The organism is Mesorhizobium sp. P2_D5 (assembly GCF_056404355.1).
On record NZ_JBFUEE010000002.1, the window covers coordinates 988,702 to 1,005,192 of the forward strand.

Sequence of the window (16,491 nt, forward strand, 5' to 3'; positions counted from 1 at the left end):
AGCAGCATGGCCCTATCCGTGCCAGCCATCATGAAGACGACGGCAGCGCGGCTTTCGGCGCTCTACCTCCTGCTCTTCGCGCTCTGCGCCGTGCTGCTCGTCTTCTACATGACCTCGCTGTCGGCGCGCATGCTGACCGCGCAGACGCAGGAGACCATCAACGACGAAGTGCTCGGCCTCGCTCGCGCCTATCAGCGTGGCGGTCTGCCGATCCTGGTGCGCGTCGTCGAGCAGCGCTCGCGCCAGCCCGGCGCCAACCTCTATCTGATCGCCGACGCCAACGGCCAGATCCTGACCGGCAACGTGCAGAGCCTGGAGCCGGGCGTGCTCGAAACCGAAGGCTGGACCAACAGCCCGTTCTCCTATCAGCGCTTTGGTGAGGGAGAGCTCGAGCGGCAGCGCAATCTGCCGGCGGACCAGAGCACCACTCAATCCGATCCGAACGAACCGCAGGCGCAGGGCGAGAAGGGCCACAACGCCATCGCGCTGGTGCTTCGGCTGCCCAACCAGATGATCATGCTGGTCGGCCGCGATCTCGGCGAGCCGGAGCGGTTCCGCGCCGTCATCCGCCGCGCCCTGATGCTGGCGCTTGGCATGATGGGGCTGGGCGGACTGCTGATCTGGTTCTTTGTCGGCCGCGCCGCGCTGAAGCGCATCGACAGCGTGTCGGAAGCCAGCCGCCGCATCATGGGCGGCGATCTTTCCGGCCGGTTGCCGGTGACCGGCGCCGGTGACGAGTTCGACCGGCTATCCGAAAACCTCAATTCCATGCTGGCCAGGATCGCCACGCTCAACGAAGGCCTGAAACAGGTTTCCGACAACATCGCGCATGATTTGAAGACGCCGCTGACCCGGCTGCGCAACCGGGCCGAGGCGACGCTTGCGGGCAAGCACAAGACCACCGATTACCGTCAGGCGCTGGAAGGCACGATTGCCGAATCCGACCAGCTGATAAAAACCTTCAACGCCATCCTGATGATCTCCCGGCTGGAGGCTGGCTACTCCTCAGAGAACACCAACCGCGTCGATCTTGCGGAAGCCGTGCGCGATGTCGTCGAGCTCTACGAACCGGTGGCGGAGGAGGCAGGCGTCTCGCTGGAGACAGACGTGCGGGAAACGGTCTTCGTCAACGGCAACCGCGAATTGATCGGCCAGGCACTGTCGAACATCGTCGACAACGCCATCAAATATTCGACCGACTCCAACGCCCAACCGGCCGTGCGCGTGGCTGTTGAGCGGATCGGTACCGAAGTTCGACTGTCGGTTGCCGACAATGGCCAGGGCATTCCCGACGATGGCGACCGTGCCCGCGCGACCGAGCGTTTCGTGCGGCTGGAGAAAAGCCGTTCGCAGCCGGGTTCTGGTCTTGGCCTGAGCCTCGCCAAGGCGGTCATGACCTTCCACAATGGCCGGCTTGATCTCTTGCCTGGCAATCCCGGATTATCCGTGGTCATGAGTTTCCCCTCGCGGGAGGATCACTGATGAGTGCGGCTGCGAAGCAGGTGGAGACGGATTGGCTGCTGAAGCCGGTCGCCAGGCTTGCTCCGCTCGATGAAAGTCGGGCTCGGCAAGAGCTCGCCGAGATCACTTCCGCGGCGCGGGAAGAAGGGCTGGCGCGGTTGGCCAAATTCCTGTCCGGCACGGGGACAGGCCAGGATTTCCTGAAAGCTGTCTTCGATCTGTCGCCGTTCCTGCGCGATACGGCGCGTCGCCGGCCGCAGATTTTGGACGGCCTGTTCGAACAGACGGTCGAGGCGCGGCTGAAAGCGATCGGCGCCGCCATCGGCCAGGCGCATTTGGCCGAGGCGGTCTCGGAATCCGGCCTGATGATGGAACTGCGCCTGTGGAAGGCCGAGGCGCATTTCCTGATCGCTTTGGCCGATCTTGCCGGCGAAGCCGAAACGGCGCTGACGGTGCGGCGGCTAAGCGATCTGGCCGACGCTTGCACCCGCGCTGCCGTCGACTTCCTGCTGCGCGACGCGCATGGCCAGGGCAAGCTCAAGCTGCCGGATCTCGACGATCCGTCGAGGCAATCGGGCTGGATCCTGCTCGGCATGGGCAAGCTTGGCGCGCACGAGCTGAATTTTTCCTCCGACATCGATCTCGTCGTCTTCTTCGATCCGGAAGCGCCCGCCGTCGTTGATCCACTTGATGCCACCGAGCTGTTTTCGCGCCTGACGCGTCGCCTGGTGCGCATCCTGCAGGACCGCACCGAGCACGGTTATGTCTTCCGCACTGATCTCAGGTTGCGCCCCGATCCCGGTTCGACACCGCTGGCGATCCCGGTCGAGGCAGCGCTGCGCTATTATGAGGCGCGCGGCCAGAACTGGGAGCGCGCCGCGATGATCAAGGCGCGTCCAGTCGCCGGCGACCTCGCCGCCGGCGCTGCCTTCCTCAAGGAGTTGCAGCCCTACATCTGGCGCAAATACATGGACTACGCGGCGATTGCCGATGTCCATTCGATCAAGCGCCAGATCCACGCCCACAAGGGCCATGGCGAGATCGCCGTGAAGGGCCACAACGTCAAGCTCGGGCGCGGCGGCATCCGCGAGATCGAGTTCTTCGTCCAGACCCAGCAGCTCATCGCCGGCGGACGTTTCCCGGAACTGCGCGGGCGAGAGACCGTGCCGATGCTCGGCCAGCTTGCGGCGCGCAGCTGGATCACTTCAGACGCCCGCGATGCGCTGGCCCGACAGTACTGGTTCCTGCGCCGTGTCGAACATGCCGTGCAGATGGTTGCCGACGAGCAGACGCACACGCTGCCGGAAGACGATGAAGGGCTGGAGCGCATCGCCCGCATGCTCGGCTTTGCCGACGCCGCCGCCTTTTCCCAGGCCTTCCGCGCCTCGCTGCAACAGGTCGAACGCCACTACGCAGCCCTGTTCGAAACCGCGCCCGAGCTTTCGACGGGCATCGGCAATCTGGTCTTCACCGGCGATGTCGACGATCCCGACACGCTGCGGACCTTGCACGGCCTCGGCTTTCAGCGGCCGAGCGACATCTGCCGCGTCATCCGCGGCTGGCATTTCGGCCGCTATCGCGTCACCCGGTCGGCGGAAGCCCGCGAGCGGCTGACGGAACTGACGCCGGCGCTGCTGCGGTCCTTCGGCCAGACGCGCCGGGCCGACGAAGCCTTGACACGCTTCGACGAGTTTCTCGCCGGCCTGCCTGCCGGTATCCAGCTGTTCTCCTTGCTGCAATCCAATTCGGCGCTGTTGAAGCTCATGGCGACGATCATGGGTGCCGCACCCCGGCTGGCGGCGATCATCACGCGCCGACCGCATGTCTTCGATGGCTTGCTCGACCCGGCCTTGCTGACCGAATTGCCGGACCGTGCCTACCTGTCGGCGCGGCTTTCCGCCTTTGTCGAGGGCGACCGGCTTTATGAGGACGTGCTCGACCGGCTGCGCATTTTTGCCTCCGAGCAAAAGTTCCTGATCGGTGTCCGCTTGCTGGCCGGCTCGATCGATCCGGCTCGGGCCGGCCGCGCCTTTTCCGATCTTGCGGATCTCACCATCGAGGCGGCGTTACAGGCGGTGACCGCCGAATTCGCGGCACGCCACGGCACGATTGCCGGCGGCGTGGTTTCGCTGCTCGGCATGGGTAAGCTCGGCAGCCGCGAGCTGACCGCCGGATCGGACGTCGACCTCATCCTGCTCTACGACCACGCGCCGGATGCCGAAGAATCCGATGGCGACAAGCGGCTGGCGCCTTCGCATTACTACACCCGCATGACGCAGCGGCTGATCGCGGCCGTGTCCGCGCCAACCGCGGAAGGCGTGCTCTACGAACTCGACCTGCGCCTGCGGCCATCCGGCAACAAGGGGCCTGTAGCCACCCATGTCGATGCCTTCAAGAAGTACCAGCGCCAGGAGGCCTGGACGTGGGAGCACATGGCGCTGTCGCGGGCGCGTACCATTGCCGGCGATGCCGACCTGTGCAGCGAGGTTGAGGCGGAAGTGGCGGCAGTGCTTGGCCAGCCGCGCGACGCGGCAAAAGTGATGGCCGGGGCCTCGGATATGCGCGCCATGATCGAAAAGGAAAAGCCGCCGCGCGACCTATGGGACATCAAGCTGATCCCCGGCGGCCTGATCGATCTCGAATTCATCGCCCAGGTGGCCGTGCTCACCGGGCAGGTCGAAGCCGGCCCGAGTGCCCCGGCCGTGCCAATTGCACGTGCCCCGGCCGTTGCACGTGCCCCGGCCGTTGCACGTGCCCCGGCCGTTAGACGTGCCACCGGCACGGCCGAAATCCTGTCCCGCCTGGCGCCGGGCTTCGCCGATGCCGGGGTCAGGCAGGAACTTGGCGAAGCCTACGCGCTCTATCTGGCGCTGACCCAGATGACGCGGCTGTGCCTCACCGGAGCCTTCGAGCGCGACGATGTTCCGCCGGGGCTTTCGGATCTGCTTCTGGCGGTGACTGACCTGCCGGATTTCGGTGTGCTGGAAGCGCACCTCAAGGAGACGTCGCAAAAGGTCAGCAAGGACTTTGACCTTTTGCTTCGTGCCGGACGACTGTGAAGCCGTTCGTCAGGCCGCATCGGGGGTGACGATGTAACAGGAGAAGACCATGAGAACGACAACCAAACTTGCCCTTGCCTTCGTCGCCCTGGCCGGCGCCGTCGGCACCACGGCCTATGCCGAAAACAATGCCAGCGAAAAGCTGCGCGAGGGCACGATGATGCGCCTCAGCAAGGCGATGAGCGATTCCAACGGCACCATCAGCTTCGACCAGTTTTCCGACGCCATGAACGCGCGGCTGAAGAAACTCGTCGCCGACAATGGCGGCAAACTGACCGTCGCCCAACTCGCCGATGCGCTGGAGAAGGCGCGTTTTGAGCAGATGGCCAAACGCATCATCGCCCGCTACGACACCAGGGGCGATGGCACGCTGACATCAGACGACATCACCAGTCGCCAGAAGAAGGTCTTTGCCATGCTCGACAGGAACAATGACGGCAAGATCGAGAAGAGCGAACTGCCGAAAGGCGGCCGCTTTGGCCGTCATCGTGAATGGGATGGCGACGACAACGAAGGCGGCATGCAGTGAGGCTGTCCGATCCAGGCTCCGGCGACGTCAGTCGGAGCCTGTGGTTGCTCAGGCCGCGACCTTGATCGCCGGCGCGGCCTTCTTCACCGGAATGCGCACCGACACGATTGTGCCGACACCTTCGGTCGAACGGATTTTCAGCGCACCGCCCTGGAGCTCGGCCAGCGAGCGTGAGATGGCGAGGCCCAGGCCGGATCCGGCGTGGCTCTTGGAAAACTGGTTCTGCACCTGCTCGAAGGGTCGGCCGAGCTTGCCGAGCGCGTCTTTAGGGATGCCGCAGCCATTATCCTCGATGGTCAATACAAGCGCGCCGGAAGTGTTGCGGGCCCTGACCGATATGTGGCCGCCCTGGCCGGTGAATTTCACCGCGTTGGACAAGAGGTTGATGACGATCTGCTTGATCGCACGGCGATCTGCGAACAGCGTCAGCGCGTCGGCGATACGTGTTTCCACGGTGATCGCCTTTTGCGCCGCCTGCAGCGAGACGACGCGAACCGTCTCGCTGATCAGCGGACCGAGGTCGATCTGTTCCTGGTCCAGCGAGAATTGGCCAGCCTCGATCTTGGACATGTCGAGAATGTCGTTGATGACGCCCAGCAGATATTTGCCGCTGCTGTTGATGTCGGTGGCATATTCCTCGTAGCGCTCCGACCCCAGCGGACCGAACAGGCCCTGTTCCATCAGTTCGGAGAAGCCGATGATGGCGTTCAGCGGCGTGCGCAGTTCGTGTGACATATTGGCGAGGAATTCGGACTTCGCCCGGTTCGCCGCCTCGGCGCGTTCGGTTTCCTTCATGTATTTGCGGTTGAGGTCGACCAGTTCGCGCGATCGCTCCTCTTCGGCCCGGCGGGCGAGGCTCAGATCATGGATCGTCGCCATCAGCCGGCGCTCGCTGTCGACCAGCTTCTCCTGGTGCAGCTTGATCTGGGTGATGTCGGAGCCGACGGAGACGATGCCGCCGTCCCGGGTCTTCAGTTCGTTGACCTGCAGCCAGCGGCCGTCCGCCAGCTGCCGCTCGAAGGTCGCGCCGCCCTGCAGCCCGCTGGTGTTGGCAAGCCGCCGTTCGGAGGCAAAGGCCAGCATCCGGTCTTCCAGCACCGCGCGCGCGGTGCCCGGCATGACGTCGCGGTCCGAAAGTCCATTGTCCTGCTGGTATTTGGAATTGCACATGATCAGGCGCTGGGCCGAATCCCACAACACAAAGGATTCGTTGATGTTTTCGATCGCCGTTCTGAGGCGAAGGTCGGCCGCCTCGGAACGCAGCGCCAGATGACGCTGTTCGGTGACGTCGACGGCAATGCCGATCAGCTGGATCTCCGGCGCTTCGGGATCGATGACCTGTGCCCGGGCGCGCATCCACACCCATTGGCCGTCGGCGTGCCGCATGCGGAAAACCTGGTCGATATGGTCGATTTCGCGGGCGACGATTCTGTTGGCGAGCTCGAACAGGTCGCCGTCCTCGGGATGGATGATCTCGTCGACCTCGCCGAAGGACAGCATCGTGTCGCAGGGCTTGTAGCCGAGCATGTCGTACATCGAGCGCGACCAGTACATCTTGCCGCGCACCATGTCCCAGTCCCACAGGCCGCAGCGGCCGCGAACCAGCGCCATGTCGATGCGCTGATGCGCTTCGAGATAGATGCGATCGGCGGCCTGCGCGCGTGCCGCCTGACCGAAATAGGCGTAGAGGATGACGATCAGCACGCCGGCCGTCAGCACGAACAGGGTGACGTTCAGCGAGACAGTCTTGCGCCAGGCGTCGAAAACCGCGTCCTGAGGCACCAGTGCCGCCGCAGCACCCTTTCGCCCGTTCGCCAGGCTGACCGCCGCATACCAGTCCCGTCCACCGATGTTGACCTCCATGACGCCTGCGCGGTCGCCGAACATGAACAATGGCTGGCCGCCCTCGACGAGGCCGTCGAGCGAATGGCTCTGCCATGGCACCGAGCGCGGTGTCACCGCGATGATCTTGAAAGCGCTGTCTGTGATGACGAGCACATGGCTGCGGCCCATCGCGCCCTGGCGGCTGGTGGTTTCCAACAGGTCCTGGATGGCGCCCGGCACCGTGTCCGAAGTGATGGCGAGCGAACTCGCCAGTTGACCCGCCGCCAGCGTGAGGATCGCCTTGGCGCTGCGTTCGATATCGTCGCGCTCGTTCATCAGCGACAGGACCCGCAGCGCCGCGATGACGATCAGGAAGGTGATGATGAGGGCAGGTATCGATCGGCGCAGCAGCGGCTCGGCGGCCAGAAGCCGCCGGTAGGCCGGTTCGGCGATGAGCCGCGTGTTCCCGGCAAGGCCGTCGCTTCGCGTCTCGCGATGCGCAAAAACCTTCCCCCCGGGCGCGCCCCACGCGTCCGCCTTCGCCATAAATGGCACTCCCCGAAGTTGCCTATGCTGCTTTGATCCGGCAAACGCCGCACATCCGAATCGTCAGTAAAGAATCAAAGGTGATTCGCCTTGTCCAGTGGTCCGGCGAAAAAAGATTAAAAATTGACTAAAATAGTGCCGAAACGGCCCTTTCCGGATGCGAGCGCACGCCTACGCCAGCGTGCGATCGACAATATCACTCAGATCCGCTGACAGGTCTCCGGCTTTCGCGATCGAAAGCAGCGCTTCCCTGGCCTTGGCCTGTCGGCCAGGTTCGAGTGAACGCCATGAGCGGAGTGCTGTCGCCAGCCTCGCCGCCAATTGCGGATTGCGCTTTTCGACCTCGAGCACGGTCTGCGAGAAGAACCGGTAGCCCTCGCCGTCCGCGCGGTGGAAGCCGGTCTGGTTGGCGCTGGAAAAGGTGCCGATCAACGAGCGCACACGGTTCGGATTGTGCATCGAGAAAGCGGGATGAGCGGTCAGCGCGCGCACCGTGTCGACGGCCTGCGGACCGGGCACGCTGGCCTGGATCTGGAACCATTTGTCCATGATTAGCGGGTCGGAGCCATAAGTCGTCTCGAATGCAACCAGCGCCTGGATCGCCTGGGGCGAACCGTGGTGGCGATGGGCAAGCACGGCAAGGGCCGCGGCGCGGTCTGTCATATTGGTCGCCGATTGGAAATGTCCGGCGGCAAGTGCTGCTCCCCCCGGCTGCATCGAGAGATAGTCCAGCAGGGTGTTGCGCAAGGCCCGTCGTCCGGCGCTCGCCGCATCCGGGCTGAACGCCGCTATGTCGGCAAGTCTGTCGTAGAGACCGGTAAAATTGTCAGAGTTGGCCGTGCCGATCGCCAGTGCAAGCGCCTCACGGGCAGCGTAGATGGCGTCGGGGTCGATGTTGCTGCCGATATCGCGGGCAATGTCGGCTTCGCCAGGCAGCGCCAGCGCCAGCGCCCGGTAGGCCGGCTCCAGCGTCTCGTCGGTGGCGATGCCGCCGGCGAGTTCGGTCAGCCGCGACGCGAAAACCGGCTGCCTGCCGCCGAGGATCTCGCGGAAGGCGGCAATCAGCGCGTCGGTCAACAGCGTGTTGAAGGCCTGCCAGCGCGAGAAGGCGTCGCTGTCATGGCGGGCGAGGAAGAACTGGTCGTCGGCCTTCTGCTCGACGGACAGCGTCACCGGTGCCGAAAAACCGCGGTTGAGCGACACCGCCGGTCGCTCGGCAACACCTGAGAACCGCACCATGTGGCGGCGCTTGCGGACATGGATGACGCCGTCCTCGACGCTGGCGCCGTCGACCCCACTATAGTCGACCGGCTGGCCGCCGCCGCCGATCAGGCCGAAGGCCAGCGGGATGTGCATCAGCCGCTTGCGGCTTTCGGAGGGTGTCGGCGGCACCGACTGCTCGATTTCGAGCATGAACTCCTGCGATGCCGGATTGTGCGTCGAACTGATGGTCAAATTGGGCGTGCCCGCCTGGTGGTACCAGAGCGCGAACTGCGACAGGTCGCGGCCGGACGCGTCCTCGAACACCTTGATGAAATCCTCGATCGTCGCCGCGTCGCCGTCGTGCCGCTCGAAATAGAGGTCCATGCCCGCACGAAAGGCATCAGGCCCCAGAATGGTGCGGATCATGCGCACCACTTCGGAGCCTTTCTCGTAGACCGTCGCCGTGTAGAAATTGTTGATCTCGCGGTAGCGGCGTGGCCGCACCGGATGCGCCAGCGGGCCCTGGTCCTCGGGAAACTGGTGGGCGCGCAGCGTGCGCACTTCGGCGATCCGCTTGACCGCGCGTGAGCGCTGATCGGCGGAGAATTCGTGGTCGCGGAAAACCGTCAGCCCTTCCTTCAGGCAGAGCTGGAACCAGTCGCGGCAAGTGATTCTGTTGCCTGTCCAATTGTGAAAATACTCATGCGCGATGATCGCCTCGATATTGGCGAAATCGGCGTCGGTCGCCGTCTCCTGATCGGCCAGCACATATTTGTCGTTGAAGATGTTGAGGCCCTTGTTCTCCATCGCGCCCATGTTGAAGTCGGACACGGCGACAATGTTGAAGACGTCAAGGTCGTATTCGCGGCCGAACGCCTCTTCATCCCACTTCATCGACCGCTTCAGGGCGTCCATCGCGTAGCCGGCTAGCTTCTCCTTGCCGGGCTCGACATAGATGCCGAGCTCGACCATGCGGCCGGACAGGGTGACGAAACTGTCGGCAACTTTGCCGAGATTGCCGGCCACCAGCGCGAACAGGTAGGACGGCTTGGGGAAGGGGTCGTGCCATCTAGCAAAGTGCCAGCCATCGCCGACGTCACCCTTGTCGACCAAGTTGCCGTTGGACAAAAGCAGCGGCGCCTCGTCGCGCAGGGCTTCGATGCGCACTGTGTAGACAGACAGGATGTCGGGGCGATCGAGGAAATAGGTGATGCGGCGAAAGCCCTCGGCCTCGCATTGCGTACAGTAGACATTGCTCGAGCGGTAAAGGCCCATGAGCGCTTCGTTGCCCACCGGCGCCAATTCGGTCTCAATGAGCAGCTGGAAGCGCCGCGCGGCCGGCGGCTCGATGATGGTCAGCTGGTCTGGCGTCACCAGAAAATCGGCCGGTTTCGCTTTCTTGCCGCCGATCTCGATGCGCTTGAGCATCAGCCCGTCGCCGTCGAGCACCAGTGGAGCCGACGCGGATACGCCATCACGGCGCTCGACCGTGAGCACGGCGGTGACGCGCGTTGCGTCTGGCGAAAGGCGGAAGGTGAGGCTGGTTTGCGGAATGAGGTAATCATTGGGGCGGTAGTCTTCGAGCTTGAAGACCTGGCCGGTGTCCGTGCGCATTCCGTGGGTTTTCCTGTCGATTGCGTTGGCGGCGGATTGTTTCCGCTGGTCCAAGAAATTTGAAGTCCGCGCTCTTTACACGAAACAGCCCCTCGACAAAACTGAGACGGCGCCTATTTCAGGCGTTCCTCCTCCCATTCATCATCACGAGGCCTCCATGACCGTCGTCACGCCGAAATTCGGGATGGGCGCATCCGTGCTGCGGCGCGAGGATGCTGCCTTCATCCAGGGCCAGGGCCGCTACACGGACGACATCCAGCCGGCTGGCGTCCTGCATGGCTATGTCCTGCGCTCGCCGGTCGCCAAGGCCAGCTTCACCATCGGTTCGACCGAGGCGGCGAAGGCAGCACCCGGCGTGCATCTGGTGCTGATCGGCAAGGACCTTGCCCATCTCGGCGATCTCAAGTCCGGCGTCATGCAGCAACAGCCGGACGGCACCAAGGCGCAGACCCGCGACATTCCGGTCCTGTGCCGCAACCGCGTCAACTATGTCGGCGACGCCGTTGCCTTCGTTGTCGCCGACAGCCGCGCTTTGGCGCAGGATGCCGCCGAACTGATCGACGTCGACTATGATAGCGAAGATGCGGCGTCCGGAACGGCGACGGCGCTCGCCGAAGGCACGCCGCTGGTCTGGCCGGAACTCGGTTCGAATCGGGCCTTCAGCTACCATACGGGCGACAAGAAAAAGACGGACGCGGCTTTCGCCAGGGCCGCCCATGTCACCCGCATCGAATTCGTCAACAACCGGCTGGTCTGCAACTACATGGAGCCGCGCTCGGCGATCGGCGAGTGGAACGTTGAGGAGAACCGCTTCGTGCTGACCACGGGGTCACAGGGCGTGCATTCCATGCAGTACATCCTGGCCAGCCTGTTCAAGATCAAGAAGGACCAGCTGCGTGTCATCACGCCGGATGTCGGCGGCGGTTTCGGGCCGAAGAGCTTCGTCTACCGCGAATACCCGCTGGTGCTCGAGGCGGCGAAGCGGCTTGGCCATCCGGTGAAATGGGCGGGCGACCGCACCGAACACTTCCTGACCGACGCGCAAGGCCGCGACAATGTCGTGAAGGCCGAGATGGCACTGGACAAGGATGGCCGGTTCCTTGGCATGAAGGTGGACCTGCTCGCCAATATGGGCGCCTATGTCTCGCAATACGGTCCCTACATTCCCTATATCGGCGTCACCATGTCGACCGGCGTCTACGACATCCAGGCGCTCGACGTGTCGGTCACCGGCCTCTACACCAACACCTGCCCGGTCGATGCCTATCGCGGCGCCGGTCGCCCGGAAGCGGCGTTCCTCCTGGAAAAGCTCGTCGACGCCTGCGCCCACGATCTGGGTCTGCCCGTCGAAGAAATTCGGCGCCGCAATTTCATCCGGCCCGAGCAATTTCCCTACCGCACGCAGACCGGCCGCCTCTACGACACTGGCGAGTTCGAAGGCCACATGACCCGCGCCATCGAACAGGCGGAATGGAAGGCCTTTCCGCAGCGGCTCGAACAGTCGAAAGCAGGTGGAAAGATCCGTGGCCTCGGCATGGCGACCTATATCGAGGCCTGCGCCTTTCCGGGGTCGGAACCGGCGTTTGTCGAACTCAACGGCGACGGCACGGTGACGTTGAAGATCGGCACCCAGACCAACGGGCAGGGGCATGCCACCGCCTACGCGCAGTTCCTGTCGGAAAAGCTCAATCTCGACATCGACAAGATCCATGTCCGCCAGGGTGATACCGATGAGCTGAAGGCTGGCGGCGGCACTGGCGGCTCGCGCTCCATTCCGCTCGGCGGCGTTTCGGCGTCGCGCGCCGGCGAGGATCTGGCCAACAAGATCAAGCGCATCGCCGCCGATGAGCTGGAGGCCTCGGCCGGCGACATCGAATTGTCGGACGGCGTTGCCCGCATCGTCGGCACCGACCGTACGATCGATTTTTCCGCCATCGCCAAGGCCGCCAGGACGCCGGATGATCTCAAGGGGTTCGGCGAGTTCGTGCAGGACGAGTGCACCTATCCCAACGGCACCCATATCTGCGAGGTCGAGATCGACCCCGACACCGGCACCACTGACATCGTCCGCTACACCATCGTCGACGATTTCGGCGTCACTGTGAATCCGATCCTGCTCGCCGGTCAGGTGCATGGCGGCGTGGTGCAAGGCATTGGCCAGGCGCTGACCGAGGACACCATCTACGGCGAGGATGGACAGCTGTTGACGGCGAGCTTCATGGACTACGCCATGCCGCGCGCCGACAATTTCCCATTCTTCCATTTCGAGACCCGCAACGTGCCTTCGACGACCAATGCGCTCGGCATCAAGGGGGCGGGCGAAGCCGGCACCATCGGCTCGACACCGGCAGCACTCAATGCGGTGACCGACGCGCTCTGGCGTGCCTACGGCGTCAAGCACATCGACATGCCGGCGACGCCGGCGCGCATCTGGGCAACGATCCGGGAAGCGGCTAGACCATGATCCCGAAAAGTGGGAACCGGTTTTCGGAAAAGATTATGGTCTGGCAAGAAAACAGAGATCCATTCCGATCATATCGGGATGGATCAGACTCGTGACAGCAAAACCAGGTCAGGCCGCAGCAGCCAGCGACCATCCCGTCGGGCACAGCACGCTCACCGGCATCACGCTCAAGATCGTTTCGGTGGCGGTCTTCGTCGGCATGTCGACCTGCATCAAGGCGGCGGGCACCGTGCCGGCGGGCCAGATCGTCTTCTTCCGCTCCTTCTTCGCCATCTTTCCGATCATTGCCTTTCTCGCCTTCAAGGGAAAACTCGGCACTGCGTTTTCGACCAAGCGCCCGCTCAATCACATTGCGCGCGGTGTCGTCGGCGTCTGCGCCATGGGACTTGGCTTTTTCGCGTTGACGAGGCTGCCGCTGCCGGAGGCGATCACGCTGAACTATGCGCAGCCGCTGCTGGTGGTGGTGTTCAGCTCGATCTTCCTCGGCGAAGCCATCCGCGTCTATCGCTGGAGCGCGGTCGCCGTCGGCCTGGTCGGCGTGTTGATCATCTCCTGGCCGGAATTGACGCTGCTGAGTTCCGACGAGGCGCTCGACGACCAGGAAGTGCTCGGCGTCATTGCCGCTCTTGTCGCGGCGGCGATCTCGGCCGTCGCCATGCTGCTGGTGCGCAATCTCGTGCAAAGCGAGCGCACCGCGACCATCGTGCTGTGGTTTTCGGTGACGGCGAGCGTCATGGCGCTGCTGTCGCTGCCGTTCGGCTGGCAGGCGCTGACGCCGCTCCAGGCGGCTCTTCTGGTTGCTGCCGGCTTCTGCGGCGGCCTCGGCCAGATCCTGATGACTTCGGCCTATCGCCATGCCGAAGCCTCGGTCGTGGCGCCCTTCGAATACACCTCGATGATCCTTGGCGTCGTCGTCGGTTATCTCGTCTTTGGCGACGTTGCCACGCTCAACATGCTTGTCGGTGGCGTGATCGTCATTGCCGCTGGTATCTTCATCATCTGGCGCGAGCGCCAGCTTGGTCTGCAGCGCACCCGCACGCGAAGGGCGACTCTGCCTCAGGGGTGAGGAGAGGTCCGCATAGCGGACGGAAAGCCAATTGCTTGGCTTTCCGAACGACCAGCGCCCGGAGCGATAGCGAAGGGCCGGGTCAGGCTTCCCTGCTACGATCGTTCGGCCCGCTCCTTCGCCAGTCGCACCAGCACCGTCCTCGTCTGTTCGTCGGCCGGGAAAAACGATTCGATCGCCAGTTCCGACAGCGTCACGTCGAGCGGCGTCCCGAACACTGTGATGGTGCTGATGAACGACAGCACCTGATCGCCATGCGCCAGCCTGAGCGGGTGCACTATGGCATTCGGCTCGACCGGCGCCGGCCGGCTGCCGTTCAAGCCGGACGGATAAGTCCGCAGTTCGCGCTCCAGGTCGATCAGCACCGGGTCGCCGCTGGCGTCGTTCTGGTGTTTGAGGCGCTCGAGCAGGTGCGTGCGCCATTCCTTGAGATTGACGATGCGCGGTGCGATGCCGCCCGGATGCAGGCTGAGCCGAAGCACGTTGACCGGCGGCGCCAGCAGCGAAGCCTCGCTGACATCGGCAAGGAAGGGAGCGATGGCGGCATTCGCCGAAACCAGGTTCCAGTGCCTGTCGACGGCGAGCGCCGGGAAGGGCTCGTGTCCCTTGAGCACGATCTCGACGGCTGCCATTGCCGGCGCCAGCGTCGTGTCGCTGAGCGACCGCTCGCCGAAGCTCGGCGCAAAGCCCGCGGCAAGCAGCAACTGGTTGCGCTGCCGGAGCGGGATCGACAATTGCTCGGCCAGATGCAGCACCATGTCGCGCGAGGGCGCGGCACGCCCGCTCTCGACGAAGCTCAGATGGCGCTGCGAGATTTCGGCTTCCATGGCGAGGTCGAGCTGGCTCATGCGACGGCGGGTGCGCCATTCCCGAATGAGGCTGCCGGCGGAATTTTGGGGTGTTGTCATGAGCGAATGACTAGGCCGGCGAGAGCCGTATTTCAATTACCTGCGAGGTCATCGCTGATGCATGTCGCCCAAAAGGGGCCTCGGTTTAGGGGCAGCAACATGCATAAAAACAAAGACCAAAGCGCGTCGCCTGAATCTGTTTCAACGCGACGCGCTTTTAGGCGAGTGCCCGCAGCTTCGCCTTCACTTCGAGGAAATCCCGCCATGCCAGCTTCTTGTGCGATGGGGTCCGCAGGAGATAGGCCGGATGCAGCGTTGGCATGGCCGGGATGGCGATGCCGGAAGCTGTCGTGTGGACGCGCCAGTTGCCGCGCAGCCGCAAGATGCCTTCCGAAGTGTTGAGCAAGGTCTTGGCTGACGGGCCGCCGAGGTTGATCAGCACCTTCGGATTGACCAGCTCGATCTGCCGCTCGATGAACGGCCGGCAGATTTCGGTCTCATGCGGCGTCGGCGTGCGATTGCCCGGCGGCCGCCACGGAATGACGTTGGCGATATAGACCGACGTGCGGTCGAGCCCGATCGCCGCCAGCATTTGGTCGAGCAGCCGGCCCGAGCGGCCGACGAAGGGCAGGCCCTCGATGTCCTCGTCGCGGCCGGGGGCTTCGCCCACCAGCATGACGGCGGCCTCCGGGTTGCCGTCGGCGAACACCAGGTTCTTGGCGGTGGCCTTCAGATTGCAGCCGTCGAAGGCCGCCATGTGCTGGCGAAGCTCGTCCAGGGTCGTTGCCGTCGTTGCCAGGTGGCGCGCCAGCGCCGCCTGCGCCTCGTCGGGAACCGCAGCGGTTATCGACGGTGCACGCGCCACGGGCGGAAGATTTGCTCTGTCGGCCGGCTCGGGGCGCGACGCGTTCGTCGAACCAGGTGGCGCAACGGCGTCGGTGGACGGCGCCACCGGCCGCTCCGCTGGTTTGGGCGCCTCTGCGAACCGGTTCACCGGCTGGTCTTCAAGCGCCTCGTCGACACCGGCGCTGGCATAAAAGGCCAGCAGGTCGGCAAGGTCCTGTCTGTTGTTTCGGGAAGCGGCAGTCATGGCGGCACATTCGTCCGCATGACGGGAATTTGCAAGGCTGGCCGCTTGCTCTAGCCCGTCGGTATGCGTGGGTCCTGCACCAGATAGAAGGTCCAGCGCGGCGTATAGTCGGTCATCAGGAATTCGAACCTGGCGGTTTTCAGCGGGTCGACTTTACCGTTCTTGAACAGCAGGCGGTCGTAGGGTTCGAAATCGCGGTCGAAATCGGCGAAACTGCTCGACCAGATATTGTCCGGTGTCTTGTTGCGCTGGTCGAACGAAAGTCCGTCGCCGAACACGCTTGGCTGGTTCAGGATTTCCTGCAGCTCGAACTGGAATTCGACCCAGGCCTGGCCGCTGTTGTTGAGCACGTCGATGCGCATATACATGACGCCATTGGCGAATTCGCCGGCCTTGCCGAAGGCCTGGATCGGCTTTGTCGTGCGGATGGTCAGCGTCACAGGGGTTGACGAATTCAGCTCTTCGGTGATGACCAGCGGATCGTCCTTGGTGCCGATGCCAGAAGCGCCGGTGATGTGGAAGCCGCCGAGTTCGTCGGAGAAGGAGTAGGCGCCCGTCGCCCAGACCTTCACCTCGTCCGCGGCGACCTGACCCGGTGCCAGCATCGGAAGGGCCAAAAGAAGCGCCCGGCAGGCCCGGCCGGGCGTCGATGGAAAGCGCGTCGATGAAAAGCCGCCTGGCCCAGGAATGCGCATGGTATGAAGTATGGCCGATAAGCGAGCCGCCGAACAATTAAAAACGTAGGCGCCGACGGCCCTGCAAGACGAAAACAGCCGCTAAGCCCTCG

Annotated in this window: 10 protein-coding genes; 5 read left to right on the forward strand and 5 right to left on the reverse strand. The window is 64.0% G+C overall.

The window, feature by feature from the left end; genetic code table 11:
* Window positions 1-6 precede the first annotated feature (6 nt).
* The 3 genes from AC1DYW_RS11455 to AC1DYW_RS11465 are packed head-to-tail and all read left to right on the forward strand — an operon-like array spanning window position 7 to window position 5,049.
* On the forward strand, window positions 7-1,482 hold the full coding sequence (locus tag AC1DYW_RS11455; RefSeq protein WP_477226209.1) for a sensor histidine kinase: 1,476 nt from the start codon (window positions 7-9) through the stop codon (window positions 1,480-1,482).
* Window positions 1,482-4,520, forward strand: coding sequence for a bifunctional [glutamine synthetase] adenylyltransferase/[glutamine synthetase]-adenylyl-L-tyrosine phosphorylase (locus AC1DYW_RS11460; RefSeq protein ID WP_477226210.1), 3,039 nt, complete (start codon window positions 1,482-1,484; stop codon window positions 4,518-4,520). The genes AC1DYW_RS11455 and AC1DYW_RS11460 overlap by 1 nt, the downstream gene beginning before the upstream one ends.
* A gap of 49 nt (window positions 4,521-4,569) precedes the next feature.
* A complete protein-coding gene (locus tag AC1DYW_RS11465) occupies window positions 4,570-5,049 on the forward strand; it encodes an EF-hand domain-containing protein (protein WP_457151970.1) in 480 nt (159 codons plus the stop codon).
* 48 nt (window positions 5,050-5,097) lie between these two features.
* On the opposite strand, the gene AC1DYW_RS11470 is transcribed toward AC1DYW_RS11465, so the two are convergent.
* Together AC1DYW_RS11470 and pepN are read right to left on the reverse strand one after the other, a co-directional pair.
* Window positions 5,098-7,419 carry a PAS domain-containing sensor histidine kinase gene (locus tag AC1DYW_RS11470; protein WP_477226211.1) on the reverse strand — a complete coding sequence of 774 codons (2,322 nt, stop codon included), beginning with the start codon at window positions 7,417-7,419 and terminating at the stop codon, window positions 5,098-5,100.
* 171 nt (window positions 7,420-7,590) lie between these two features.
* On the reverse strand, window positions 7,591-10,236 hold the full coding sequence (gene pepN, locus AC1DYW_RS11475) for an aminopeptidase N (protein ID WP_477226212.1): 2,646 nt from the start codon (window positions 10,234-10,236) through the stop codon (window positions 7,591-7,593).
* A 157-nt stretch (window positions 10,237-10,393) separates the two neighbouring features.
* On the opposite strand from pepN, the gene AC1DYW_RS11480 reads away from it, so the two are divergent.
* Together AC1DYW_RS11480 and AC1DYW_RS11485 are read left to right on the forward strand one after the other, a co-directional pair.
* Window positions 10,394-12,700, forward strand: coding sequence for a xanthine dehydrogenase family protein molybdopterin-binding subunit (locus AC1DYW_RS11480; RefSeq protein ID WP_477226213.1), 2,307 nt, complete (start codon window positions 10,394-10,396; stop codon window positions 12,698-12,700).
* 91 nt (window positions 12,701-12,791) lie between these two features.
* Entirely contained in the window at window positions 12,792-13,766 is a 975-nt protein-coding gene (locus AC1DYW_RS11485) for a DMT family transporter (protein ID WP_477226214.1), read from the forward strand.
* 95 nt (window positions 13,767-13,861) lie between these two features.
* Here the strand turns inward: AC1DYW_RS11485 and AC1DYW_RS11490 are convergent, their stop codons facing one another.
* The 3 genes from AC1DYW_RS11490 to AC1DYW_RS11500 form a co-directional block, all read right to left on the reverse strand.
* Window positions 13,862-14,674 carry a helix-turn-helix domain-containing protein gene (locus AC1DYW_RS11490; protein WP_477226215.1) on the reverse strand — a complete coding sequence of 271 codons (813 nt, stop codon included), beginning with the start codon at window positions 14,672-14,674 and terminating at the stop codon, window positions 13,862-13,864.
* Window positions 14,675-14,831: 157 nt separating this feature from the next.
* Window positions 14,832-15,704, reverse strand: coding sequence for a uracil-DNA glycosylase (locus AC1DYW_RS11495; protein ID WP_477226216.1), 873 nt, complete (start codon window positions 15,702-15,704; stop codon window positions 14,832-14,834).
* Between the two features lie 50 nt (window positions 15,705-15,754).
* Window positions 15,755-16,399, reverse strand: a complete 645-nt coding sequence (locus tag AC1DYW_RS11500) for a hypothetical protein (RefSeq protein ID WP_477226217.1) — start codon at window positions 16,397-16,399, stop codon at window positions 15,755-15,757.
* Between the last annotated feature and the right edge of the window lie 92 nt (window positions 16,400-16,491).